Raw genomic sequence first — 25,523 nt, 5'->3', positions numbered from 1 at the left:
CAATTCGTTTGCATCAATCGTCAGACGGTGTTTTCACCTTCAAACGATCACGTAAGTTTAACCACGTATCGGCCACGGCTAGGGCGGATATCGCTGCACTCAACGGGGCTGCAACAAAGAGCCCAAAGTACATCAACACCAACCAACCTTTACCTAAATCGCGTGCACGTACAAAGGCGTGCACCAGCGCAACTCCGGTGAGCAACAATGGCAACGCAAATAAACTCGCCCATGCTTGGTAGCCCGCAGGCTGCAACAAGCAATAGATTGCGCCGAGGCTACAAACCACCGCCTGAACGGGCAGTAATCGCAACTGGTGAAACTCTTGCTGAAAACCACCTGGGTTATACAACAAGGCTTGCCACCAGCGAGCCAACAGCAAACTGCCTAGACCGCTCAAAGCGACAACATAGGCAATCAAACCCAACACAAAAGTGTCGCTCGGGTTTGCAACCGCAGCACCTTCCGGCGCGTTGGCGGCTAGTTCGCGCAACAAGTCACCCATAATCTGGATCAGGCTTTGCACCGGGTTTGGCAAAAACATCGCCAGTAACAGTGCGCCTAGGGCCGAGAAAGCCACTAGAGCCGTGAGTGTGTAGGGCCATGAAATACTGGCTCTCAACACTTGGGCGGACATTAGCACCGCCACCAATCCAATCAGGGTGACAAAGGGCATTAACGGCCCCATGTCGCTCATCCCTTGGTCGCTAATCACCAAGGCCACTAATGCGGGCAACATGGCCCACAACATGGTTAAGGTGCCTTCAAAAGCACCCTTGCGCAGACAAACCAAAGCTACCACGGCCGGACTGACCAATGGAAACCAACTGCCGAGCATCGCTACAATCGCCGCTTGTAAGCGGCCGCGCATAATGAAGTTCAGCAGTGCCTGCACGCTATTTAGGTCTTACTCGTGGCTATCGGTGTAAGGCAGCAGAGCCAGAACGCGCGCGCGCTTGATAGCGGTCGCCAACTGACGCTGGTACTTAGCCTTAGTACCGGTGATACGGCTTGGAACAATCTTGCCGGTCTCTGAAACGTATGCTTTCAGAGTTTCCAGATCTTTGTAGTCAATCTGCTTAACGCCTTCGGCGCTGAAACGGCAGAACTTACGACGACGGAAAAAACGTGCCATGGTGTAACTCCTTATTCGTCAGCGTCGTCAGCGTCGACATCGTCGTCGCTGTCGTCTTGATCTTCCGCATCATTACGGGCTTCACGGCGCGAATCTGAACGCTGTTTGCGCTCACGGCCTTCTTTCTCAGCTTTCATGATGGGGGATTCTTCGGTGATAGCTTCGTCTTGACGAATCACCAGGTTACGCAGAACAGCGTCGTTGTAACGGAAGTTGGTGTTCATTTCTTCCAAAGCAGTCTCACTGCACTCTACGTTCATCAGAACATAGTGAGCCTTGTGAATCTTATTGATGGAGTATGCCAGCTGGCGACGACCCCAGTCTTCCAAGCGATGCACCTTACCGCCATCAGCATTGATGGTAGTAGTGTAGCGCTCGATCATACCGGGCACCTGCTCGCTCTGATCCGGGTGAACCAGAAAAACGATTTCGTAATGACGCATTTATTGCTCCTTACGGGTTACGTCTCCCACGCAATTGTGGTGAGACAAGGAGAGCTGAGTAAACATTAACCCAGCCAGTTTTGGGCGACGGATTGTATGCGAGGCGAGCGGTTGATGCAAGTTTGATCAATAGGACCAAGCTGCAAGCTTCAAGACTGGGGGTTGGCACCCCCAGCAAGCTTCAAGAGAAGAGCATTTTTTTCACTTTTCTATTGAAAAAAAGCTGGCCCTGCCTTGTAGCTTGTAGGGGCCGAAATAGCGGGGGCATCTCAGGCTTGCGGCTTGCGGCTTGCGGCTTGCGGCTTGCGGCTTGCGGCTAAAAAGCCTAACGCCTCTGCCTTACCGCCTCAAACAAACAGACCCCGGTCGCCACCGAGACATTCAAGCTGGAGACCTCGCCCGCCATGGGGATGCTAATGAGGCCGTCACAGGTTTCGCGGGTTAGGCGGCGCAGGCCGTCGCCCTCGGCGCCCATGACGATGCCAAGCGGGCCTTTGAGGTCGGCTTGATAGAGGTCGATAGTTGCTTCACCGGCGGCGCCCTGCAGCCAAACACCTTGGTCGCGCAGCTTGTTGAGGGTACGGGCAAGATTTGTCACAGGGATAAGGGGCAGCACCTCGGCGGCGCCACAGGCTACCTTACGGGCCACACCGGTGAGGCTGGCTGAGTTATCTTTCGGCACGATAACAGCGTGCACGCCAGCGGCTTCGGCACTGCGCAAACAGGCGCCCAAGTTGTGCGGGTCGGTAACGCCATCGAGCACTAATAAAAAAGGTGGCTGCTCGAGGCGCTCCAACAATGCGAACAGGAAAGCTTCGTCGTGCAATTCGCCGCGCTCGCATTCGGCCACCACGCCCTGGTGATTGCCATCTGCCACAAGGCCGTCGAGCTTAGCGCGGCTCCAGCGCTCCAGCGGAATTTCCTCGCGCTCGGCGAAGCTGACAAATTTCTGTAGCTTTTGATCGTCGCGACCATTTAACAGCATTAACTTTCGAATGCGTTGCGGAGCACTTTTCAATAGGGCCTGCACCGAATGCAGGCCGTAAATTAACTCTGTTTTCATGACCGACTAACTTAATCTCGAGGAGTTTTCTTTTTCGGCTTGGCGGCGCGTTTCGCTTTTACCGACGGCTTAGCCACACCGGTGGTGGCGGCCTTGCGCCTGCTCACCGAGGCTTTGCGCGCTGGTTTTTTGGCCGACGGTTTCTTGCCTTCTGCACCGGACTTTTTGGTCGTAGCCGCTTTTTCCGGCTTGGCTTTACTGGCGCGAGCCTTACCCGGCTTTTTATCGGGCGCTTTATCCGCCTTTTTTGCTACGCTCTTGCCGGCCTTCTTATCAGCTTGGGTACGACCTTTCTTTTTTACGTCTTGGCGTAAGTTTTTCGCGGCTTTTTTCGGCAGACCCGGCTTGCGTTTGGTAAGCACCTCTTCCAGCTCAAAATCGACCTTGCGCTCGTCCAAGTCCACCCGAACCACTTTCACGCGCAGCGAGTCGCCCAACTGGAACACCTGCCGCGTGCGCTCGCCCACCATGCGATGATGCGCCGCATCGTAGTGATAGTAGTCGTGCGGCAAGCTGGTTACATGCACAAGCCCATCGGTGTACAAGTCTTTTAGCTCGACAAACAAACCAAAGCCGGTCACACCGCTGACCACGCCCTCGAAGCTCTCGCCCACCCGGTCTTGTAAAAACTCGCACTTAAGCCAGCTCATCACCTCGCGCGTGGCTTCATCGGCGCGGCGCTCGTTTTGCGAACAACCCTCGCCGAGCACCAAAAGGTCTTCAATACCGTAGGGGTAGATTTTTGCCTTCGGCAAGTCCACCGCACCGCTAACGCGCTGCACCTGAGTAGACTCTTGGCTGGAGCGCACCACCGAGCGAATAGCGCGATGCACCAACAAATCTGGGTAGCGGCGAATCGGCGAGGTGAAGTGCGCGTAAGCCGTGTAGCCCAAACCAAAATGGCCTAAGTTTTCCGGCTGGTACACGGCTTGACTTAAACTGCGCAGCATCACCATTTGGATGACATGGGCGTCAGGCCGGCCTTCAATAGCCTTCAGCACCGACTGATAAGCCGCCGGTGTCGGGCTGCCCACGCCGGGCAGATCCAGACCTAACTCGCCTAAAAATTCGCGCAGATTTTCCAACTTTTGATCGGCAGGCCCTTTGTGCACACGATAGAGCCCAGGGATTTTGTGCTTCTCTAAAAACTTAGCGGCGCACACATTGGCCGCCAACATACACTCTTCAATAAGCTTGTGCGCGTCGTTGCGAATAACCGGCACGATGCGCTCAATTTTTCGATCGCGATCGAAAATAATGCGCGTTTCGACGGTTTCAAAATCAATCGCTCCGCGCTCATCCCGCGCCACCCGTAAACTTTTATACAGTGCATAAAGCTCGCGCACCTGCGGCAAGATATCGCCAAGGGCAAGATTTTCGGCTTTCTTGCGACCGAGAATTTTATCGACAATTTTCCGACCGGTTGAACGCTGATCCACATCAGCAGCCAAGGCCTCGCCCACCTGGTTGTAAGTCAGACGCGCGTGCGAGTGCATAACGCCTTCGTAAAATTTATAACCGCTGATTTTACCGGCGCTGGAAATAGTCATTTCGCACACCATGCACAAGCGATCCACGTGCGGGTTAAGCGAACACAAACCGTTCGATAGCGCCTCGGGCAACATGGGCACCACATAGTCGGGGAAGTACACCGACGTGCCGCGCACGATGGCTTCTTTATCTAAAGCCGAGCCAATTTTCACATAGTGCGACACATCGGCAATGGCGACATATAAACGCCAGCCGCCGGTTTTCTTCGGCTCGCAGTAAACCGCGTCGTCGAAGTCGCGTGCATCTTCGCCGTCTATGGTGACAAAGGGCAGATGGCGCACGTCCACGCGCGCCAGCTTATCTTGCTCATCCACCTGCTCAGGCAGCACTTCCGCTTCGCGCTTAACGCTAGACGGCCACATATAGGGAATACCGTGCGAGCGAATCGCCACGTCGATTTCCATGCCCGGCGCAAACTCGTTGCCAAGAATTTCAATCACCCGGCCGCGCGGCACCTGTCGGCGCCCAGGCTGCTCGGTCACCTCTACCACTACCAACTGACCATCCACGGCGCCTTTCATGTCCTCGGGTGCCAACAGGATATTGTGTAACAGGCGCGCGTTATCCGGCCGAACATAGGCCACGCCCTGCTCGTGCACTAACTTGCCCACCACTTGGTGGGTGTTGTGAGCCAGCACTTCCACAATCACGCCCTCGGTGCGACCACGGTTGTCGGTGCCGCTGATGCGCACCAACACTTCATCGCCGTCAAATACCAATTGCATCTGACGGTTGTACAAATAAATATCTTCGCCACCCTCGGCTGGAATCAAAAAGCCGTAACCATCCTTATGGCCCTGCACGCGGCCGCGGATCAAATCCACCTTGTTGATCACAGCATAGCCGCCCTTGCGGTTGCTAATCAGCTGGCCATCGCGCTCCATGGCGATCAAGCGACGGCGCAGAGCCTCGCGATCATCGTCAGAAGTAAGCGCTAACTTATAGGCTAGATCGTCGTAATTCAGCGGGCCGGCAGCGCCATTAAGCACCTCGGCTATGAATTCTCGACTGGGGATGGGGTTATCGTACTTAGCCGCTTCGCGACTGGCATGAGGGTCATTCTTTGGCGTTTTTTTCTTGGTCAATACTCTTTCCTTTATATAGATGTAGCAACAGGCTACTCATTAACCGGCGCACTATACCCTATGAAGCCGGCAACACCAGCAAGTTCCCAAAAAATCGCAGGATTTTTGTGCAGGTGTAATTGACAAGGATATACCACATCCTTATAGTGCGCGCCTCGGCTTTTAGCTGATTTGCCTTGCTGGTGATTGTAGACGAGTTGCAGGAAGTACCCACTGCCTCTTCAGACAAGCGCCAAATGCGTGAAGAACCCAAGGCAAAAACTGCGTTAAATAGGCCGCAGTATAATCTCGTCATATTTGCCCAGATGGTGAAATTGGTAGACACGCTAGCTTCAGGTGCTAGTGGCCTTACGGCCGTGGAGGTTCAAGTCCTCTTCTGGGCACCATACTTAGGAAGGCTCTGATCGGAAGATCAGGGCCTTTTTTATTTAGGGTCAGATAAGAATTATGGCGCCTCAATCAACCCTATACTAACTTTGGCCGCCCTCTATTCGCAGGCCTTAATCTTCGCTCACACAAAGCTTCAAGCTCATCCTTAAATCGACTATCGCCTAACGCCAACCCCGCATTCACCGTGGCGCGTATGTTATCCGTCAACTCACTATCCAAATGCCTCTTAAAGAGGTCTCGGTAACTAGCTTGCCGTGCTAGCGTATCTCGACCCAGGTGAAGGTATTCACTATGAGGCGTGTGCAGCTGAACGGCCAAACCCAACGCATGACAGCGATAACTGGACCAGGTATAAGCGGAGGGATCTGTGACCATCCCGGCGCTAACGGGATTAAGTTCGATATAGCGCTGACAAACCAATAAGTACCTTGAAGCTTGCACTAGCCCCGATCGAAATCGACCTTCCCACAAGGTTCCAGTCCTTTGATAGGTACGATTAAAGTATCTAACATACCGGCGCCCTAAGGCTTGCATCATTGCCGAGACAGCGCTTTCTGCCAAGGGCGTTACAAGGAGGTGGACGTGATTGGTCATAAAAACCCACGCGTGAATTTCCACATGATACGCCTGCGCATAATGCCCCAACCAGTGCGCGTAAAACGCCATATCCTCTTCAGAGCCAAAACAGATCTGCCGGTTGTTGCCGCGCTGAATAATGTGCTGGGGAATACCAATAGGAGAGATTCGAGGCAGTCTTGCCATGGCAGCATCCTTGTCGCCATTGATTTAAATTAACACTAGCATAGAAAAATGTTTAAAGAGTCAGACGATGATTGACGCGCCTTTATTCTTATCTGACCCAAAAAAAATACAAAAAATAAAATGCACTATCGCAGGGCGCACTAGCAAACAAATCACCAACAATGAACAGCGGGGCCATTACTAACACTAGTCGATACATTTAGTTTTGTTCATCATAAAAAACATAACTAAACATTATTGGATATAAAGCAGTATTTAGGTCTCAATGGACGGCGTCGCCAGCTTCTTACATTCAAGCCCGCGGTATTGCCTACAGAAAATTAATGACGAGAAAATGGACTATGAATACTCGTAAACATTTAATGTTACTAGCTTGCATTTTGCCGATTTGCGCCGCATCGCAGGCAGAATCACTAGAGTATCAATTGCTAGCATGCACAATGGATGCGCTAAAAATTAATGCAGCCCTTACCAGCGAGCCCAATGAAGCGATTAGCCAAGCCCTTGCAGAATGCCATCAAATCCATGCCGATTACGCTCAAGATTGGCTAAATAATTTACAAGCTCTAGGTTTCTCGTCTACCAAACATATTAACGCGCTAGTTTCTGCGCACAGCTACAGAACAGCATTAACCTATTTAAATCAGAGTTACACTTCAATAAAACATGAGAACGATTTAGATACCTAGCTACCAATGAATTACGATTAGTTGTACCTGGCAACTCGCTCCTTCATGCTACTGATTCAGGTCTACTCTAAGCTAGCGCTAGGCTAATACTGCCTAGCGCTTTAACTTACTCTAGGCAATCCACGCCATCAGTTTCTTGTTTGCATCCACTTTCCCGATGCCGCTCTTACAGCGAGTCACTCGCCAAGAAATCATTATCCACATCAGCCCGAAAAACCTATATCAACATCGATTAAGCCTATTCAGGTTCGGTTCAGGTTTACAGCGGTATAAAGGAAGCCTCTTTATTCAACCGCTAGGATCAGAACATGAAATCAAACATTTCTATATTTACCGCAACTATACTTACTGCCGTTTTATCTCAAAGCGCACTAGCCGGTAGCGATTCAGGCTTTTATTTAGGCGGATCTGTTGGTAGCGCACAATTAAGCTTCGACAGTTTCGACGACTACATAGACGACTCGGATACCGGCTATAAATTTTTCGCCGGTTACAACTTTGGCTTGCTCCCTATGGTCGATATCGCGCTAGAAGGTAGCTATGTGGATTTTGGTAGCCAGTACGGCGAGCTTTTCGACGACACCACGCGCTTCTCCAATACCGCAGCACAATTGCATTTGGTGGGCGGCCTAGACTTAGGCCCAGTAGGGTTATTTGCCAAAGCCGGCCTATCGGATTGGGAAACGACATTTACCAATGGCGACTACCGTGCCAAGGCCACAGGTTCAGACCCAGCCTACGGGATTGGCGCTAAATTCCAGGTGGCCTCGTTTCAATTAAGAGCGGAGTATGAGCGCGTTAAACTCGATGACGCCGATATGGATTTCTACTCCATTGGCGCCGCCTATACCTTTTAACGACTGAAAGTGGCATGGATAAAACCATGCCACTCGCCTTCGAGTTTGAGAAGGGCATTTATATTAGGCTGCATCAACAATACTGCACAGTGTCAATAAGGCAGAGCGCTCTACATTGGCGAGACAATTGAGCAATGTACACAACTATTATAGAGTTGAATTGACAATAAGATTTTCGCCTAGGGTGGCAGTGGGTTAATCGGCGTAATTACCCTTGCTTGATCAACCAATCAGCTCGAAGATATTCAACGCGTTTCCGGCTTACTTACGTACTTTGCGCACTTATGGTAATTTCATCTTAGACTTACTCCCCATATCGCTATCAAATATACCTTAGATGTAGATTTAGGCGCCAGTTTGGCTAGGCTTATCAAAACTGTACCAACATGGGCATCGAATGAATACGCAATCGTTTACACAGGTTGGCCTTCTCAAACTACTAGAAAATGCCAACATTGGCGTTGTGATTCATGCCGCAGATACCAAAGTTATTTATGCCAACCCCACCGCGCTTCGATTGTTACGGCTGTCCTATAACCAAATCATTGGCAAAGACGCACTAGACCCACAGTGGCATTTTATCGACGAACACGGCATTCCCCTACCACCCGCCGAATACCCAGTTAATCGCGCACTCAGTTCAATAACTGCGGTGCGCGATCAAATCCTCGGCGTAACCGACTCGAGTAATCCGGATATTGTTTGGTTTTCGGTGAATGCTTATGTGGAGGGAGAACAGCGCAGCGACAACTGTTTTGTGATAGTCAGTTTTGTCGATATCACCGATAGAAAATCGGAATTTTCCTTTGCCGATATTCTGCATAATACCCAAGATATCGTCATCGTTACCGAAGCAGAGGACGTTCAGGCGCCCTTTGGGCCTAAGGTGGTGTATGTGAACAAGGCCTTTGAATCACTCACTGGGTTTTCTGCCGACGAAATTATTGGCGAAACCCCGCGCATACTACAAGGGAAGGATACCTCCCCGGAAGCCAGAAAAAGAATTCGCATCGCCCTTGAAGCTAAAAAGCCCTGCCGAGAAAAAATACTCAACTACACCAAAACCGGCATGCCCTACTGGCTCGACCTAAGTATTATCCCACTTAAAAATCGGTATGGCGAGGTAACGCATTTTGCCGCCATAGAGCGCGACATAACCCAAACCACCTATTACAACGAAAAACTGGAGCAACGAAACAAAGACTTAAAGATTATGCGCGAGGAACTCGAACTCATCATTAAAGAGCGCACAGAACAGCTAAGGCAAAAAAATACAGAGTTGCAAAGACTGGCCTATGACGATTATATGACGGGACTGCCCAACCGAAAGGCATTTTTTCAGCTGGCCGAAACCCAGCTCGCTCGCGTGCAACGGCATAATCAAATTTTTGCGATCGCAATTTTAGATATCGATCTATTTAAATCCATCAATGATAGCTTTGGCCACGATGAAGGCGACAAAACCATCATCGCCGTGGCTAAAACCCTGAGAGACAGCTTGCGCGCCGAAGATGCCTGCGGGCGCATTGGCGGCGAAGAATTTTCTATCGCGATAATGGCCGAGTCTGATCAAACAGCACAGCTTCTGTTTGAGCGGGTAAGACAAAATATAGCGGCCCAGACCCTTAGCCTTCCACATGGTGGCATTACAGTAAGCATCGGCTACACCCAAGTCAGCAATACAACAGAGCTTAACCTTACCCAACTCATGCGTCTTGCTGATCGCGCACTCTATTGCGCAAAAAACAACGGCAGAAACCAAGTGTGTCGCGACCGCACGAATGACGAAGCCTAGTTATCGAAACACTCTTGCCGAAACACCGCTGGAAAAACGTCGTTATCGAAGCATAGGCACCGAAATAGAGTTGCCGAAGTATAGGCACCGAAGCATAGCGACAAAAAATCAGCGCGAACATCTTTAGCAAACAAGATACAACCAACCCCATTCGGCATTGGCCCAAAGGCCGACCATTTAACTCGATCTAAAACAGCGATAACAGCAACGGCCAACCTCTTCTTAAACATGGCCAAGCATCTACTCCTAGCGCAAAGCACCAACGATGCATTGACGACGGGCAAGTTACATTTTTATGACTCTTTTTAGCGCAACATCCAGTCGATCGAAAAATATGCGCTTTTTTCTGGTGCGTTCAAGAAGGTTATTTCATTTAACTACAAAGAAATTCAACCGCCACTTTAGCGCTAGCTGGTACTGAAGTTAGTACTTTTATATCTAAATCAATTTATTAGCTCAATCTTTATATTCCTAAAAGCACTGAAAAATGCATCAACCCTCTCTATTTCTATTAATTTAACCCAAACCTCTTACCTAGCCTCCAGCTGTAAAAGATTAGTCACAAACTCGGCGCAGACTTTGCAATTACGAATGACAAGGTTCGTTAATGAGGCTCGCAATTCTTACTTCAATAGCAGGGGTTTTACCATGGAAGAGGTTTTTATACTCAACGCCGGCCGCGTGCCGGCGGTAAAATACGATGTAGACGACGTAGCGCGCCTCGCCGCGCGCGCCATTGAACCTCTAATGGAGAACGCCGTTTTTGCGCGCGAAGAAGTGACCGCGCTTTATGTGGGCAATATGCTATCTGGGATTTTATCGCATCAGCAATTACTCGCGCCGTTAATTGCGCAACACGCCCAACTTACCGGCTGCGAAGCCATCACGGCGGAGGCCGCTTGCGGCTCGGGCGCGGCGGCAATGCGCCAGGGTGTTATGGCCATTGCCAGCGGCTTTCATTCCCTGGTGGTGGTTGCCGGCGCCGAACAAATGAGCCGCAACAGTCGCGAAGAGGTAAGCCGGGGTTTAGCTACAGCATCCTGTTGGGAGCGAGAGGGCGGCAAGGGCGAAACCTTTATCACCTTAAATGCCCGCATTATGAAGGCCTACATGGAAACCTACGGCACCGAGCGCTCGGCATTTTCTCACTTTGCCGTCAACGCGCACGAAAATGCATCAAAAAATAGTTGCGCCATGCTGCAAAAAACCATCACCAGCGATGACTATGACGCAGGCAGAATGCTAGCTGACCCCATCGGGCTATTCGATGCACCGCCTATTTGCGATGGCGCCAGCGCTTTGCTGCTAGGCAATAAAGAGATGGCATGTCGGGCGCAACGCTTAGGTATGCCGGTGGTAAAAGTGCTGGCATCTACCTGTGCGACCGACGCCTTGGCCATCGAAGATCGACAAGATCCGCTAGCGCTCGCCGCCGCGCGCGATTCATTTAAAAAAGCCTACAAAATAAGTGGCGTGACCGCCGCCGATATCGATGTATTTGAACCACACGATGCCTACACAGTGATGACAGCGCTAAGCTTAGAAGCCGCCGGCTTTGCTCAGCCAGGTACTGCAACACACATGGCCGCCGAAGGCATGTTCACCAAGACCGGCAGCTTGCCCATTACCTGCTTTGGCGGTTTAAAGGCCCGCGGTCACCCAGTGGGTGCGACCGGCGTTTATCAGCTGGCCGAGTGCTTTTTACAGCTCACGGAACAAGCCGGTGAATTACAGATACCCGGTGCAACGCTGGCCATGACGCAAAACCTCGGCGGCGCAGCCGGCTCGGCTTTTACCCACATTTTGGAACGCATTTAATCGCACAGGAGCAAGACCATGATTGCAGCAGCACCCACCACCAATAGACTGGCTCTGGTTACCGGCGGCACGCGCGGCATTGGCGAAGCCATTAGTATTGCCTTGCACAACGAAGGCTATCGTGTACTGGCCAGCTTCCAACGCAACCACGAAGTGGCACAAGCTTTCTCTGAGCGCACCGGCATTCCGGTGTTTAAATTTGACGCCTCGGACTTCGAAGCGACGCAACAATCCATTCACACCATCGAAGCCGATATGGGGCCGATTGATATTTTAGTGAACAACGCCGGCATCACGCGCGACGGTGTAATGCATAAAATGTCGCCGCAGAATTGGCACGATGTTATTGAAACCAATTTATCCTCCTGCTTTTACACCTGCCACGCCGTGATGACCGGGATGCGCGAGCGGAAATTTGGCCGCATCGTTAATATCAGTTCAATCAATGGCCTCGAAGGTCAGTTTGGCCAAACCAACTATGCCGCGGCTAAGGCCGGTATGTGTGGTTTCACTAAATCACTTGCGAAAGAATCGGCGCGCTCTGGTATTACGGTTAACGCCGTTGCACCGGGTTATGTGGATACGGAAATGGTGCGCGCGATTGCGCCAGAAGTGCTACAGAAAATCATCGAAAAGATCCCCGTCGGGCGCTTAGCTAAACCGGAAGACGTGGCGCGCTGTGTGAATTTTTTGGTGGCAGACGACGCCGATTTCATCACCGGCACCACCCTTTCAGTGAACGGCGGCCAGTCAATGGCTTAACAAGATCTGCACGAAAAGACCTTGGTGGTTTACTAGCCCCAAGGTCTTTTTATTTTAATTGCTGTGCTTATGAATAAATTCGGTGACTAACGGCCGGATATGCATGCGAAATTTCGAGCCGCTGAAAATACCGTAGTGGCCAGCGCCCTCTTGCAAATGATGACGCCGCATATGTTTCGGAATATTTTTGCAAATATCCTGAGCAGCCTCGGTTTGGCCAATGCCGCAGATGTCGTCTATGGCGCCTTCCACTGTCAGCAATGCCGTATTATCGATACCTAAAAAATCTACCGGCTTGCCGTGGTGAGTTATCGCGTTGCGCGCAACTTCATTATTTTTAAATACCCGCTCTATAGTCTCTAAGTAAAACTCAGCGGGTATATCCAATACGGCTAAATACTCATCGTAAAAAGCACGAAAGCGATCGGCATCTTCCTCTTCGCCGATCATTAAATTTTGGTAAAAATTATAAAGCTTTTTTGCATGGGTATCGGGGTTCATACTGAGAAAACCGCCCAACTGCAAAAAGCCTGGGTAGACTCGCCGGCCCTCGCCCGGGTAGCCTTTCGGTACGGTCATAATGGCAAAATTGCGAAACCAATCCATGGGGTGTTCTTGCGCATACTGATTAACGCGACTGGGGTTGCGCGAGCAATCAATGGGGCCTGCCATTAAGGTCAGCGACTTAGGCGTGGCCGCACTTTTGCGCTCTGCTAGCACCGCCGTTGCAATCAATGCCTGCACCGTAGGTTGGCAAATCGCGATCACATGGGTGTTGTCGCCCAGCAGCTCGATAAACTCGATGAGGTAATCCACATAGGCATCGAAGCAAAACTCACCCTCTGTTAAGGGCACTTCGCGCGCGTCTAGCCAGTCAGTAATGTACACCTCGTGATCCGGTAGCAACGCCTCTACTGTGCCTTTGGTGAGCGTTGCGTGATGGCCGGACAGCGGTGCAACCAGCAATACTTTATTTTTATCTTCGCGCCCGCGACGCTTGAAATGAATCAAATTGCAGAAGGGCTTTTCGTGTTCGATGCGCTCGTACACCCCCACCGACCTGTCATCGATAGTCACTTGGCGAATATCAAAGGCCTGCTTTTCATAGCGCTGGGTTAAGCGCAGCCCCATTTCCAAGCTGGCACAAAAAGCGCGCCCCATGGGGGTATGGGTAAGCGGGTGCTGATCGGTTAAGTGCTTTAGAAAATTAAAGGACTCGTGCCATACGCGCAAACCATTGGCGTAGGTTTCGAAGGTTTGATAACGCATGTTCCACTCCCAGACAAAGAGCCCCAACAAGGTTGGGGCCAAAGCGACCGCGGTAACTAACTAGCCTTAGGAGCGCTTTTCGGTGCCGCTTTTGCAGCCGGTACACTTTGCGCGAATAAGTCTTTGTAGGTTTCAGCGGTTTGCTCTTGCGCCTCAGACAAGATGCCATAGACATCTTTAGCGGCACTGGTGAACTTTTCCTGCAAGCCTTCGAGGAAGCTTTTACTGCCTTCCATATAGGTGTTCACATCTTTCTGGCCACTCAAACCCTTGGTGTAAGCCATGGTGTCGTTGACCACACCGCTCAGCAGCGCGGTGTTGTGCTGAGTCAATTTTTCGAAGGTCTGAATGTTAACCGCCATCAGGTTGTTGGCGGGCTTCATCGCGGACTGGAACTGCTCGGTAAGTTGTTCAAACATGGCCTTGCTCCTGTGTGATTTGCTGCACTGCAGCATACGGTTTTCACAGAGTAGAAAAGCCTTGGGCTTGTGTCAATCATAATTTGCTGCGGTGCAGCAAAAATTGGCGCATCAATCTTCTTCAGTGGAATCCGGCTTCTTTTTGGGCTTTTCGGGACTCGGCCAAAACGGGTTGCTCTGGCTCATGAACTGATTAAACAACCCCATGGGCGTCGAACTTACCATCTGCTTCATTACCGCATCTAGGCTACCCTGCTGCTCCATAAAATGAGCTAGGCTCATCTCCAAGTACTGCCGCACATAGGCCTGCATATCGCTGTCGTAGAAGCGAATCAGCTGCTTTAGCAGGGTGTTGGTCAAGAGCGACTGCTGATCCGTCGCCTCCTGCTCGGCAATAATCTGCAGCAACAGCCCCTTGGTAACATCGGCCTCTGTCTTCGAATCCAGCACGCGAAAATCTTGGTGGCTGTTGATCATCAGCTTGATATCGTCAAGGTTGATGTACTGGCTGCTACTGGTGTTGTACAACCGTCGATTCGGGTACTTTTTAACGATAATCACAGGCTTCGCTCACGGTTAAATGCTGCATTACAGCATATCGCCTGAGCCGAGCAACGCCAAGGTGTAATAGCCGCCCCCCTGGCTAGACAGTCACTCGCACGTAATCACCCGGAGCCTCGGCCAGCGCCGGATATTGCGCTGTACCTGGCGTGCGCGCCGGACATTCGCGGCTGTCTTGCGCCAGCAGCCAAGTCCGCCAATCCTGCCACCAGGAGCCGGGCTGAGCCTCGGCACCCGCCTCCCATTCAGGCAAGCTGCTAGCGAGCGCCCCAGCGCGAAATCCATACTTGTCTTGACTGGGTGGGTTAATAACGCCGGCTATGTGGCCAGAGCCCGCCTGCACAAACCGGGTTGCCCCAGCCAATAGACGCGCGCTATTGAAGGCGGCCTGCCAAAGCACAATGTGATCTTTTTCGGCGCCCAAGCAATAGGCCGGTGTATCGATAGCGGCCAAATTTAACGCCACCCCATCCACCGTCAACGGCGTACCACCGGCAAGTGGGTTGTGGTGATAGAAGCCTTTTACATACGTTTGAAAAATTTGTTCTGTTAAATGGGTTGAATCGCTGTTCCAAACCAGCAAATCAAAGGCCGGTGGCGTTTTTCCCTTTAAATAATTGTTAATAAAGTTCGGCCAGTAGAGATCATTTTCGCGCAGGAAGTTAAAGCTAGTGGCCAGCACCCTGCCATCCAGCAGGCCGCGCGCTTCTATCATCGGCTCAAGGGATTCGAGCAATGGCGGGTAGAGGTAATGGCCAAGGTCTCCAGGCTCGGAAAAATCCAACAGCGTTGTTAATAAGGTCAGCGATGCTAGCTTGTCTTGCCCCTGCGCTTTTAGCCAAGCCTGGGTGCTCGCCAATAAGGTGCCGCCCACGCAATAACCAGCCGCATGAATTTTTTTAACGCCACACAGGTTACGCACCAAATCGATGGCGCAGGCAGCACCGTCGCGCAGGTAGTCAGTAAAGCCTAGCTTGCGGTGCTGCTCCCCCGGGTTAACCCAAGACACCATAAACACGCTAAAGCCCTGCCCGACCAACCAATTAACCAGCGATTTTTTCTGGTTCAAATCCAGGATATAAAATTTATTGATAAAGGGCGGGATCAACAGCAAAGGGGTTTTATACACTGTATCCGATTGCGGCGCATACTGGAGCAGCTCAAACAATTGATTGCGAAAGACCACCTTGCCAGGCGTACAGGCAATATTTTCGCCTAGGGTAAAACCTCGGCCGTCTACCTGATTAACTTTCAGGGTCTCTAACGGGCTACGCTGTAAGTCAGCCAATAAATTGTTGAAGCCGCGCTGTAAACTTTCACCTTGCTCCTGTACTGCATCGCGCATGACATCGGGATTGCTCCAAGGAAAATTTGACGGCGCAATGGCATTAATGAGCTGCCGGGTATAAAAGCGCCAGTGGGCGGCATCGGCGGCACTACCGAATTGCAGTGCATCTAACTGCTTCTCTAACATCTGCGCATTGAGTAAATAATTTTGCCGCAGGAAACTATAAGCCGGTTGCTCGTGCCAGGCATCGTCAGTAAAGCGTGGGTCGTCGGTCGCCTGAGTAATTTCCGGTAGCGGCTTGTGCTCAGTAAGCGCCGTGATCATGGCATTGCACAGTTGCGTTTGGCGGCTAAATAGATCGCATTGCAACTGCATCAGCTGGCTCGGCTCTACCGAGACTTTAACGCCGCCGTGTTCAACCATACGACTTAAATGCTGCGCGTTATCTTGCATATGCAAGGCGACTTGCTGAGTTAGCCTACTCACCATCGATGCGTAATCCACCGTCATAGCCACTCCTGTTCTTGTCGTTACTGGTGTCGTTATTGGTGTAGTTACTGTGATAGCTACTCTGCTCTATGAAATAGCTTTTACAATTACTGAATCAATTACCGGTCAATTACTGGGCCGTCCAGCCGCCATCAAGCACTAAGGTTTGCCCCGTCATGTTGCGCGCCGCAGGGCTGGCGAGGTAATCGACGGCGGCGGTAATTTCCTCCAAGCCAATAAAGGCCTGCTTAGGCATAGGCTTCAACATAATGGTTTGAATAACTTGCTCTTCGCTAATGCCGTGGGTTTGCGCTTGGGCACTGATTTGGCTTTCTACCAAAGGGGTTTTTACATAAGCTGGGCACAAGGTATTGATGGTGATATCCGTATTGGCCGTTTCCAGTGCGACAGTCTTACTGAAACCTAACAGCCCGTGCTTGGCTGCCACATAAGCGCTTTTGTAGGGCGATGCGACCAGCGCATGGATCGAGCCGATATTAATTATCCGCCCAAATTGTTGAGCGCGCATGGCCGGCAAGAAAGCACGGGTTAAGAGCGCGGGCCCGGTTAACAATATATCGATAATGCGCTGCCACATCTGCACCGGAAACTGCTCGAGGGCAGCCACGTGCTGAATGCCGGCGTTATTGATAAGTAGATCGACAGTGCCGAGTTCCTGCGCTAAGCGCTCAATGCCCTGGGCATCGCTTACATCTAACGCCCGCGCAACCACGTCGCCATCGATAGCTTGTGCGGCTCGACTTGCCGCGGCGCCGTCTAGGTCGGTTAAATACACACGGCATCCCGCTTGCGCCAAATGTGTGGCTAAGCCCAAGCCAATCCCGCTCGCAGCACCGGTTACTAAGGCGATACTGGCGCACAATTTTTTAGACATTTCGTCTGCTCCTGCTCACTTAAAGCGCACAGATCGAGAACAATACGCCCAATCCTAGCGCACGAATGTGACAATTCGAGGGTGTTCTAGCGCTCAACAAGTAGAATGCAAAATAGAGTCCACATAGGAAAACCGCTTGTATTACCTAAGCATGCTGAATGCGGAAAGCAAGTAAGGCCTTTTGCTTAACGTGACTCAATTGAAAAAGAAGGGCAACGATTCGGCATCCGCTGAACCAATGGCAATGGGCGAAATACGAAGAAAAAATACGCAATAGAAGGGCGCGTGATGATCATCGGCTAGCCAGCCGTCTTGCAAATTGGACCTGGTCTGATTAGCCAGCAATCAGCGCCTTTTAACAGCAAGGCGCTGGGTTAAAACCGGCGCAGTCACGCTACTTTGCAACGGCTTTTTCGCGCACATCGGCAAGATTTTCCGCCAACAGATTTGCCCAGGTACGCAAAATTCGATCCGCGGCAGCCTTATTCGTCACCCCGGAGGCCAGTTTCGCGTAGGCTTGATTATCCGCCCGTGGATCGATAATACGAGCCAGTAACGTGCTGGTTGATGCGTCATATAACTCTAAAAACAAGGTCATATCACCCGCAGATTTCACCAAGGTACGCGATGGCCCAGCGGTCAAAATATCCGGAGCACTTACGTCAACGTTAAGTAGCGCAGGCCGAAGTAGTAATACACCTGAACCAATATCCTCTACTACCGGATAGCCCGCCTTTGTGAGCGACTCGGTAAACACGGTACGAAATTCAGCGGCCAATTTATCCTTTATCTTTTCGGCATCTTTATCTTTTACCTGGCCACTTAAACCCACCTCATCGAGGTTGTACTCTTTCTGCCAATTTTTCTTAAAATCAACATAGCAGTCGAGCAGCTTCACCTTGCTGTAGTGGGTGAGATCAACACCGGGTTTAACATAGGCAACGCGCACCTTACTCGTTTTTAGTAGGTGTAAGCCATCACTACTCACCTCCGGCAGCTCACTCTCTGCCTGCGCAATCGGCGCGAGCATAGAAACCAACAATAGAGCACAGAAAACCGGTTTGAGCCGATTCGCCACAATAGCAATTACTTTACCCATACCCTTTTCTCCCTATAATGTCATTTACTTTCTGTTCGCTGCGGGCCAGCAAGTGTTGCTAACGCAGCCATAAGCAACAGGCTCTAAAAAATATAAAATTGCAGAACAAGCATCGCAACAATCTAAAATGTTCGCCAACGGCTTCAGGCGATAGGTCAACTCTATTTTAGTCAGCGCTTGAAAGCCATTGCGACGACTTAGGTCGCACAATTTTCTAACATCTAAATTGCTCTCTAGTCCAATACCCTAGATTAATCAAGTAGTCTAGGCAACAGGCTTTACGTGCGCCAGCAAGGTATATACGGTAATGTCCGCAAGGGGATTTACGGTATCAGATCGAGAGCTAGCCGATAGGCAAAGATAGATGTCTTTGCTCAAATCGGCTATGTAGCCCGGCCCCGACACCAGCCTTAAAGCCCTAGGGCAGCATACTTTCAGTCCTTGCCGATCAAGCACCAAATTAAGTCTTTAGGCTTAGAAGGTAATACGTTAGCCGCCAACTTTTTGTAACAGATAAGCTCTATATAGTAGGCGCAACATCTATAACTTAGGATAAAACTATGCGACGTCAGCATCTCGGAAAATTTCTATTGGCTTTAACTGCAGCACTCCTATTGGTGATGATCGGTATTGCAACATCAACTCAGGCTAAATTATTTATTGTTAATCAAATGGCTCTCGCTCAAGACATGCAGCGCTACACCGCCATCGCCTACGGCTCGGAAGCGGAACAACGGCTAGATATTTACACGCCCCTCAATAGTCTCAGCGCCGGCAACTTACCCGTTGTGGTATTTTTCTACGGCGGTTGTTGGGGTGCCTGCGAGACGCTGCCAAAGGCAAACTATGCGTTTGTGGCACAAACCTTAACCCTGCACGGCATCGTTGTGGTTATTGCAGATTATCGACTATTTCCCAAGGTGCGCTTTCCTAGCATTATTGATGACGCCAGAAACGCGGTCGAGTGGACACACCAACACATTGATCAATACGGCGGCAACCCGAAACAAATATTTCTAATGGGCCACTCAGCCGGCGCACATTTGGCGGCCATGCTGGCGATGAATCAGGCTTACCTGAGCACGGAAACCTACGCAGACGTAAGCGGCTTTATTGGCCTAGCCGGCCCGTACAATTTCTTACCCTTTGACGAGGCTTACATGCCCGAACTGTTCGGCCCGCCTCTCACCGAGCGCGAGTCGCAGCCCATTACCTATGTAGACGGCTCCGAACCACCCAGCCTGTTGCTCTACGGCGCCGCCGACACAAGGGTGAAACCAGTCAATATTGAAGGTCTATATAAACGGCTAGAAGCCGCAAACAGCGTCGTCAATAAGCGCATTTATCAGGGTGTTGGCCACGCGGATATTATCGCAAGCTTTTCAATTCCCCTGAGGCGCGAAAATCCCGTGGTTTTAGACGCCATTCAATTTATAAAGTCAATCCAAACTAAATAAAGATACAAGTTACTTGACTTAATGCGCCAATCTTTGCCCGCAAGCACTATCTCTTTCCATACTCGCTATGCTTAGCCCACGCGAAAGAATTATTTTTTCTAACAGAAATTTTGCTGATATGTCTATTCGCTGCTAGTGTTTTAGGTTGGTAAAAACTCACTGCAAAGGATGGTCATGTGAAACCTTTCACCTATAACTCGAACCCGCGCTTGCTGCTTGCCTTCATAATATCCACCTTACTGTTAGGCTTATTAGCCTGCAAAGATCAGACATCAATTGCCAGCAGCCTCCCCTCTTGGCATGACAACGAGAACAGTCAAAGATTATTTCAATTCATTACCGACGTCAGCAATACAAACAACAAGCTCTATGTTGCACCAAAAGATCGCATTGCCGTCTTCGACAACGATGGCACCTTGTGGTCTGAGCAACCGGCATACTTTCAACTACTTTTTGCTATGGATCGGGTGCGCGCACTCGCCGAGTCATCGCCAGAACTGAAAGCTCAATGGCTCGAACAACAACCCTACAAAGCTGTGCTTGAAAATGACATGAAAGCGTTAGCGGCCAGTGGTGAGAAGGGTTTAATAGAACTGGTTATGGCTAGCCATACCGGCAACGATTCCGCTACCAGCGAAGAGTATGCAGCCGTTGTCACACAGTGGATAAAAACCGCCAAGCATCCAAGCACTGGCAAAGCTTATACCGACATGGTGTTCCAACCCATGCTCGAACTGATGAGCTTATTACGGGAAAAGGACTTTAAGGTTTATATCGTTTCCGGTGGCGGCGTCGATTTTATGCGCCCCTGGGCCGAACAGGTGTATGGCGTTGCGCCAGAAAATGTGATTGGTTCAAGCGTTAAATTGGAATACGAATACCGCAATGGCAACCCAGTTATTTTACGCAGGCCCAAGCTTAACTTTATCAATGACAAGGCTGGAAAACCCATCGCCATTCATCAACACATTGGCAAGCGCCCCATACTTGCCTTCGGTAATTCCGACGGTGATTTACAAATGCTGCAATGGACAGACGCCAACAGTCTGCCCCATTTGAGTGCCTACATTCACCATACTGATGCAGAGCGTGAATGGGCCTACGATCAAGACTCGCCTATCGGTCAACTCAAACAAGGGTTAACTCAAGCCGCTGAAAAAAACTGGCTGGTAGTCGACATGAAAAAGGACTGGCGAAAAATTTATCCCAATGACCAAAACCAGTAACAAAATTGTCATATGCCTTCATCACTATCGAAATGCGCAACGTTTTCATCCCGCCTCGGCGGACTACCAGTACCAAGCTAAATAAGGAACATCAGCATGAGAAAGAGTAGATCCCGCCTGCATATTAAAGCGCTCAGCTTAATTGCAGGAACCCTCGTAAGCTGCGCGGCATTTGCCGCCGATAAACCCAACATCGTGGTGATATGGGGTGATGACATTGGCCAGAGTAATGTCAGCGCCTATAGCCACGGCATGATGGGATATAAGACCCCCAATATCGATAGCATCGCCAAAGAGGGCATGATGTTTACCGATTACTACGCCGAGCAAAGCTGCACTGCCGGCCGTGCGGCCTTTATCATGGGGCAAAATGTCTATAGAACAGGGTTAAGTAAAGTCGGTATGCCCGGTGCGGAAATGGGCATGCATGAGAAGGACCCCACTATTGCCGAGCTACTAAAAGGCCAGGGCTATGCCACAGCACAATTCGGCAAAAATCATTTAGGCGATAAAGATAAACATCTGCCAAGTAACCATGGCTTTGATGAGTTCTACGGCAATCTTTACCATTTAAATGCCGAGGAAGAACCCGAGCAACGGGACTATCCGAAGGACCCAGAGTTTAAGAAAAAGTTTGGCCCGCGCGGTGTGATTCATAGTTTTGCCGACGGCCGCATTATTGATACCGGGCCACTGACTAAAAAGCGCATGGAAACCATCGATGACGATATTGCCAAGCGCTCAGCAGACTGGATTGAAACGCAAGCCAAAGGCGATAAGCCCTTCTTCGTTTGGGTGAACTTTACCCACATGCACTTTCGCACCCATGCCAAGCCTGAAAGTGTCGGCCAGGCCGGTAGATGGCAAAGCAATTATCACGACGTCATGATTGATCACGACAAAAACGTCGGCACAGTGCTTGCCGCCATCGACAAAGCGGGAATGAAAGACAAAACCATTGTGTTTTATTCCACCGATAACGGCCCACACATGAACACCTGGCCCGATGCCGGCACTACACCTTTCCGCGGAGAAAAAAATACCAACTGGGAAGGCGCCTATCGCGTACCGGCAATGGTTCGCTGGCCCGGTCACATCAAACCAGGCACGATATCGAATGAGATTATGTCTCATATTGATTGGCTGCCAACCTTGTTAGCAGCCACTGGCGAGACCAACATCAAAGACAAGCTGATGAAAGGTCACAAAGCCGATGGCAAGAAGTTCAAGGTTATGCTCGATGGCTACAACTTCCTGCCTTATCTAACAGGCAAAGAAGACAAAGCGCCACGCAAGGAATTTTTCTATTTTTCTGACGATGGCGAACTTACCGGTCTTCGCTTCGACAACTGGAAGGTTGTGTTCCAGCAGCAGCGAGAAGTGGGAACCTTGAACATTTGGGCTGAACCCTTTACCAAAACCCGTATGCCAATTCTCTTTAACTTGCGCACAGACCCGTACGAAAACGCGACCATCACCTCGAACACCTATTGGGATTGGTACCTAGATCGCGCTTTCCTGTTAATTCCAGCACAGGCCTACGTGGCTAAGCATTTTGAAACCTATGTGAAGTTTCCGCCGCGCCAGAGTGCAGCAAGTTTTACCATCGACCAAGATGCGATTATTCGACAGTTAACCCCTCCGTCGCACTAATACTCACTATTTCTTAAGATCTACATTAGAGAGGCTCATTCATTGAGCCTCTGTTTCTAGCGTACACCTTTCTTGGTATTGTTCGTCCAGCACAACCGTATTCGATAGATCATTATCTACACTTGCCAACATGACTTTTACACTATCGTAAAACTGACGGGTAAAATCGGCGCTGCCATGGTGCGTGGTTAAGGTATTCTTTGCAGCCACATACTGTTGCTGATATTTTTCCGATTCTATGGCCGCCGCAATACTGTATTCCTGGGCAAGCCCAACGCTTTTGAGTTGCCAATAGGCTGCGCACTCAATGTCAGGATCAAGCACCTGAGACACAGCGTGCGTCGCTATGGTAATCATGAACAAAAGTGTCAATGCCCTACGTACATTCATGATAGTTAACTTCCTATTTGTAAAACAATTAAATCAATCGATAACAAGGTTTAGTGATGATACTATTTCCGTACCCGCTTTAACTTCCTATCGGCAAAAAATAAGCGAACATAATGCATAAAAATCTAAGAGCCCTCTACTTAGCAATCATCGCCCTGCCACTTGGTTGGCACAGTGCAGGCCAAGCTCTCGATCCCTCGCCAAAAGACGACCAAATCACCTACGTGAGTAGTGAGGCCTGCGCTAGCTGTCACCAGGCCGAATATCAAGACTGGCAACAAAGCCATCACTGGCATGCCATGCAACCCGCCTCGGATAAAAGTGTGCTCGGCGATTTTAACAATACCGAATTTATCTACAACGGCATTACCAGTCGATTTTATAAACGCGAGGGTAAGTTTTTTGTCCTGACCGACAATGCAGAAGGAAAGCTACAGGAGTTCGAGATAACCTACACCTTCGGCATCGAGCCGTTACAGCAATATCTCATTGATTTTCCCGACGGGCGAAAGCAAGTACTGTCAATTATTTGGGATACCCGAGCGAAGGCCGAAGGCGGGCAGCGCTGGTATCACCTCTACCCGGAACATGAATTATTGCAACATGGCGGCAGCCAGCTAGACCCTATCGATCACCAAGACGCATTGCATTGGACTGGCAGCTATTTTAATTGGAATTCGCGCTGTGCCGCCTGCCACTCAACCGACCTTAGAAAAAATTACGATGCCGAAAAAAACACCTACAAAACCACCTGGCAGGAGGTGAATATCGGCTGCGAAGCCTGCCACGGCCAAGGTTCACAACACCTGGCTTGGGCTAAGCGTGGCGACAAAGCAAACCCACCCGCCAGCAATGCTGGATTTAAACTTTCCCTCGCCAACAAAGGTGTGTGGTCGGCTATTGCGGCGCTGCAAACGCCCGAAGCCACAACACAAACCAAAAAATCCCTTAGCACGACCTTAGGTCGCACTGGCCCATCGGCGGAAAAACAACACCAAGTTTGCGCCACCTGCCACTCGCGCCGCTCAGAGCTGCAGCAAGCCGATGTGAACAAATCATTTTACGATAGTCACAGCCTGCATCTATTAGAATCGCCACAATATTTTAGCGATGGCCAAATATCCGATGAGGTGTACGTATACGGTAGCTTTTTACAAAGCAAGATGTACAGCGAGGGCGTAACCTGTAGCAACTGCCACAACCCGCACTCACTCGCGTTAAAAGTCGGCAAGCCAGGCGACAGCAATGGGGTTTGCAGCCAATGCCATTTACCCAGCTACTACGACAGCAGCGCGCACCATCATCATGAAAAACAAAGCGCCGGCGCGCAGTGTGTCAGTTGTCATATGCCATCCGAAACTTATATGGGCGTAGATGTGCGTCACGATCACAGCTTCCGAATCCCAAGGCCGACTGTTAGCGAAACGGCGGCAACGCCAAATGCCTGCACCCAATGCCACACGGATAGAGACAATCAATGGGCAGCGAGCGCAATTGATGCTTGGTTAAAACCCTTGGGCAAAAGCCAAACCAGCCACAGCTTCGCCAATACCTTCCACAGAATCCAACAACGCGATGCGCAAGCGGCGCCCGATTTAATGGCCATTGCGCTGAATAAACATCAGCCCGACATAGCCCGCGCTACAGCCGTGTTAATGCACGATGGTTTTTTTCAGCACACCGATATCGAAAAACTGAAAACACTGCTGGCCGATAGCGACCCGCTGGTGCGCGCCGCGGCCGTTCGCTCAATTCAAGCGATGCCTGCAAATTATCGCTTTTCCCTGTTGAGCGCTAGGTTAGATGAGCCGGTTTTGTCTGTGCGCGTCGAACTCGCGCGGCAGCTAGCCGATATACCTTTGGCAGAAATTCCACCGCGAGAAGCGCAACTTATCGAAGGCCTCTATAAAGATTTTCTCGCAAGCGCCAACTTCAATGCCGACTTCCCAGAGACGCAAGTAGCCCTCGGCCTGTTCTACATGGCGCAGGGAAATTACGTACAGGCAGAAAAAAGCTATAACAAGGCACTGCAGCTATCGGCCAACCACTTACCCGCGCTGCTCAACCTCGCGGATCTGTACCGTGGTTTAGACCGCGACAACGAAGGTGAAGCGTTATTAAAACGGGCTATTAGTGTGCAGCCAACAGACGCTAACGTGCATTACTCACTTGGCCTGCTCTACGTGCGTGCGACGAATTTGTCCGGCGCAAAAACGGAATTAGAACAAGCTACCAAACTGCAAGCCGATAACCCTCGGTATGCTTACACCTATGCGCTTATTTTAGAGAAAATTAATAAAACACCGGAGGCCATTGCGTTCTTGGAAACCTGGCAAAAGACCTACCCGCCTCACCCAGAGGTTACCGGCGTACTTAACAATTTAAGGCAGAAAAAATAGCGAGATGGCTAAGGAATAGTTCGAGGCC

23 protein-coding genes and 1 tRNA gene are annotated in these 25,523 nt (G+C 50.5%); 11 read left to right on the top strand and 13 right to left on the bottom strand.

Annotated features, from left to right (window positions below):
* Nucleotides 1–13 precede the first annotated feature (13 nt).
* The 5 genes from QWY82_RS05680 to rnr all read right to left on the bottom strand — a co-directional run bounded on the left by QWY82_RS05680 (nucleotide 14) and on the right by rnr (nucleotide 5,277).
* On the bottom strand, nucleotides 14–895 hold the full coding sequence (locus tag QWY82_RS05680; RefSeq protein ID WP_290260580.1) for a YybS family protein: 882 nt from the start codon (nucleotides 893–895) through the stop codon (nucleotides 14–16).
* Nucleotides 896–907: 12 nt separating this feature from the next.
* Nucleotides 908–1,135: a 30S ribosomal protein S18 gene (gene rpsR / locus QWY82_RS05675; RefSeq protein ID WP_183911075.1), complete on the bottom strand. Its 228-nt coding sequence runs from the start codon at nucleotides 1,133–1,135 to the stop codon at nucleotides 908–910.
* An 11-nt stretch (nucleotides 1,136–1,146) separates the two neighbouring features.
* Nucleotides 1,147–1,578, bottom strand: a complete 432-nt coding sequence (rpsF, locus tag QWY82_RS05670; RefSeq protein WP_290260579.1) for a 30S ribosomal protein S6 — start codon at nucleotides 1,576–1,578, stop codon at nucleotides 1,147–1,149.
* Nucleotides 1,579–1,903: 325 nt separating this feature from the next.
* A complete protein-coding gene (gene rlmB / locus QWY82_RS05665; RefSeq protein WP_290260578.1) occupies nucleotides 1,904–2,641 on the bottom strand; it encodes a 23S rRNA (guanosine(2251)-2'-O)-methyltransferase RlmB in 738 nt (245 codons plus the stop codon).
* A gap of 11 nt (nucleotides 2,642–2,652) precedes the next feature.
* Nucleotides 2,653–5,277, bottom strand: a complete 2,625-nt coding sequence (gene rnr / locus QWY82_RS05660; protein ID WP_290260577.1) for a ribonuclease R — start codon at nucleotides 5,275–5,277, stop codon at nucleotides 2,653–2,655.
* Nucleotides 5,278–5,576: 299 nt separating this feature from the next.
* On the opposite strand from rnr, the gene QWY82_RS05655 reads away from it, so the two are divergent.
* Nucleotides 5,577–5,663 (top strand) — tRNA-Leu (locus QWY82_RS05655).
* Between the two features lie 79 nt (nucleotides 5,664–5,742).
* Here the strand turns inward: QWY82_RS05655 and QWY82_RS05650 are convergent.
* Complete coding sequence (locus tag QWY82_RS05650; RefSeq protein WP_290263465.1) at nucleotides 5,743–6,333, bottom strand: transposase; 591 nt, start codon at nucleotides 6,331–6,333, stop codon at nucleotides 5,743–5,745.
* On the opposite strand from QWY82_RS05650, the gene QWY82_RS05645 reads away from it, so the two are divergent.
* The 6 genes from QWY82_RS05645 to phbB all read left to right on the top strand — a co-directional run bounded on the left by QWY82_RS05645 (nucleotide 6,250) and on the right by phbB (nucleotide 12,350).
* Nucleotides 6,250–6,462 (top strand): hypothetical protein, encoded by a 213-nt coding sequence (locus tag QWY82_RS05645; protein ID WP_290263547.1) that lies wholly within the window; start codon nucleotides 6,250–6,252, stop codon nucleotides 6,460–6,462. The two genes, QWY82_RS05650 and QWY82_RS05645, sit on opposite strands and share 84 nt — an antisense overlap.
* 308 nt (nucleotides 6,463–6,770) lie before the next feature.
* Nucleotides 6,771–7,118 carry a hypothetical protein gene (locus tag QWY82_RS05640; protein WP_290260576.1) on the top strand — a complete coding sequence of 116 codons (348 nt, stop codon included), beginning with the start codon at nucleotides 6,771–6,773 and terminating at the stop codon, nucleotides 7,116–7,118.
* A gap of 308 nt (nucleotides 7,119–7,426) precedes the next feature.
* Nucleotides 7,427–7,975, top strand: coding sequence for a porin family protein (locus QWY82_RS05635; RefSeq protein WP_290260575.1), 549 nt, complete (start codon nucleotides 7,427–7,429; stop codon nucleotides 7,973–7,975).
* 397 nt (nucleotides 7,976–8,372) lie between these two features.
* Nucleotides 8,373–9,770 (top strand): diguanylate cyclase, encoded by a 1,398-nt coding sequence (locus tag QWY82_RS05630; RefSeq protein ID WP_290260574.1) that lies wholly within the window; start codon nucleotides 8,373–8,375, stop codon nucleotides 9,768–9,770.
* 648 nt (nucleotides 9,771–10,418) lie between these two features.
* Entirely contained in the window at nucleotides 10,419–11,588 is a 1,170-nt protein-coding gene (locus QWY82_RS05625; protein WP_290260572.1) for a thiolase C-terminal domain-containing protein, read from the top strand.
* A gap of 18 nt (nucleotides 11,589–11,606) precedes the next feature.
* A complete protein-coding gene (gene phbB / locus QWY82_RS05620) occupies nucleotides 11,607–12,350 on the top strand; it encodes an acetoacetyl-CoA reductase (protein WP_290260571.1) in 744 nt (247 codons plus the stop codon).
* Between the two features lie 54 nt (nucleotides 12,351–12,404).
* Here the strand turns inward: phbB and QWY82_RS05615 are convergent, their stop codons facing one another.
* The 6 genes from QWY82_RS05615 to QWY82_RS05590 all read right to left on the bottom strand — a co-directional run bounded on the left by QWY82_RS05615 (nucleotide 12,405) and on the right by QWY82_RS05590 (nucleotide 18,370).
* On the bottom strand, nucleotides 12,405–13,619 hold the full coding sequence (locus QWY82_RS05615) for a polyhydroxyalkanoate depolymerase (RefSeq protein ID WP_290260570.1): 1,215 nt from the start codon (nucleotides 13,617–13,619) through the stop codon (nucleotides 12,405–12,407).
* Nucleotides 13,620–13,675: 56 nt separating this feature from the next.
* Complete coding sequence (locus QWY82_RS05610; RefSeq protein ID WP_290260569.1) at nucleotides 13,676–14,038, bottom strand: phasin family protein; 363 nt, start codon at nucleotides 14,036–14,038, stop codon at nucleotides 13,676–13,678.
* Between the two features lie 111 nt (nucleotides 14,039–14,149).
* Nucleotides 14,150–14,599 (bottom strand): polyhydroxyalkanoate synthesis repressor PhaR, encoded by a 450-nt coding sequence (gene phaR, locus QWY82_RS05605; RefSeq protein ID WP_290260568.1) that lies wholly within the window; start codon nucleotides 14,597–14,599, stop codon nucleotides 14,150–14,152.
* An 82-nt stretch (nucleotides 14,600–14,681) separates the two neighbouring features.
* Complete coding sequence (gene phaC / locus QWY82_RS05600) at nucleotides 14,682–16,397, bottom strand: class I poly(R)-hydroxyalkanoic acid synthase (protein ID WP_290260567.1); 1,716 nt, start codon at nucleotides 16,395–16,397, stop codon at nucleotides 14,682–14,684.
* A gap of 109 nt (nucleotides 16,398–16,506) precedes the next feature.
* Nucleotides 16,507–17,271, bottom strand: a complete 765-nt coding sequence (locus QWY82_RS05595) for a 3-hydroxybutyrate dehydrogenase (protein ID WP_290260566.1) — start codon at nucleotides 17,269–17,271, stop codon at nucleotides 16,507–16,509.
* 394 nt (nucleotides 17,272–17,665) lie between these two features.
* The gene (locus QWY82_RS05590) at nucleotides 17,666–18,370 is read right to left on the bottom strand and encodes a DUF3313 family protein (RefSeq protein WP_290260565.1); all 705 of its coding nucleotides are present in this window, start codon (nucleotides 18,368–18,370) and stop codon (nucleotides 17,666–17,668) included.
* A gap of 560 nt (nucleotides 18,371–18,930) precedes the next feature.
* On the opposite strand from QWY82_RS05590, the gene QWY82_RS05585 reads away from it, so the two are divergent.
* From QWY82_RS05585 to QWY82_RS05575, 3 genes are all read left to right on the top strand, one after another.
* Nucleotides 18,931–19,827, top strand: a complete 897-nt coding sequence (locus tag QWY82_RS05585; RefSeq protein WP_290260564.1) for an alpha/beta hydrolase — start codon at nucleotides 18,931–18,933, stop codon at nucleotides 19,825–19,827.
* Between the two features lie 176 nt (nucleotides 19,828–20,003).
* Nucleotides 20,004–21,053: an HAD family hydrolase gene (locus QWY82_RS05580; RefSeq protein ID WP_290260563.1), complete on the top strand. Its 1,050-nt coding sequence runs from the start codon at nucleotides 20,004–20,006 to the stop codon at nucleotides 21,051–21,053.
* A 96-nt stretch (nucleotides 21,054–21,149) separates the two neighbouring features.
* Nucleotides 21,150–22,706, top strand: a complete 1,557-nt coding sequence (locus QWY82_RS05575; protein ID WP_290260561.1) for an arylsulfatase — start codon at nucleotides 21,150–21,152, stop codon at nucleotides 22,704–22,706.
* A 39-nt stretch (nucleotides 22,707–22,745) separates the two neighbouring features.
* On the opposite strand, the gene QWY82_RS05570 is transcribed toward QWY82_RS05575, so the two are convergent.
* Complete coding sequence (locus tag QWY82_RS05570; RefSeq protein WP_290260560.1) at nucleotides 22,746–23,096, bottom strand: hypothetical protein; 351 nt, start codon at nucleotides 23,094–23,096, stop codon at nucleotides 22,746–22,748.
* 113 nt (nucleotides 23,097–23,209) lie between these two features.
* On the opposite strand from QWY82_RS05570, the gene QWY82_RS05565 reads away from it, so the two are divergent.
* The gene (locus QWY82_RS05565) at nucleotides 23,210–25,495 is read left to right on the top strand and encodes a tetratricopeptide repeat protein (protein WP_290260559.1); all 2,286 of its coding nucleotides are present in this window, start codon (nucleotides 23,210–23,212) and stop codon (nucleotides 25,493–25,495) included.
* The last annotated feature ends 28 nt before the right edge of the window (nucleotides 25,496–25,523 follow it).

Source organism: Simiduia curdlanivorans, from assembly GCF_030409605.1.
GTDB lineage: Bacteria > Pseudomonadota > Gammaproteobacteria > Pseudomonadales > Cellvibrionaceae > Simiduia > Simiduia curdlanivorans.
This window is presented reverse-complemented; position numbering and strand designations above follow the sequence as displayed.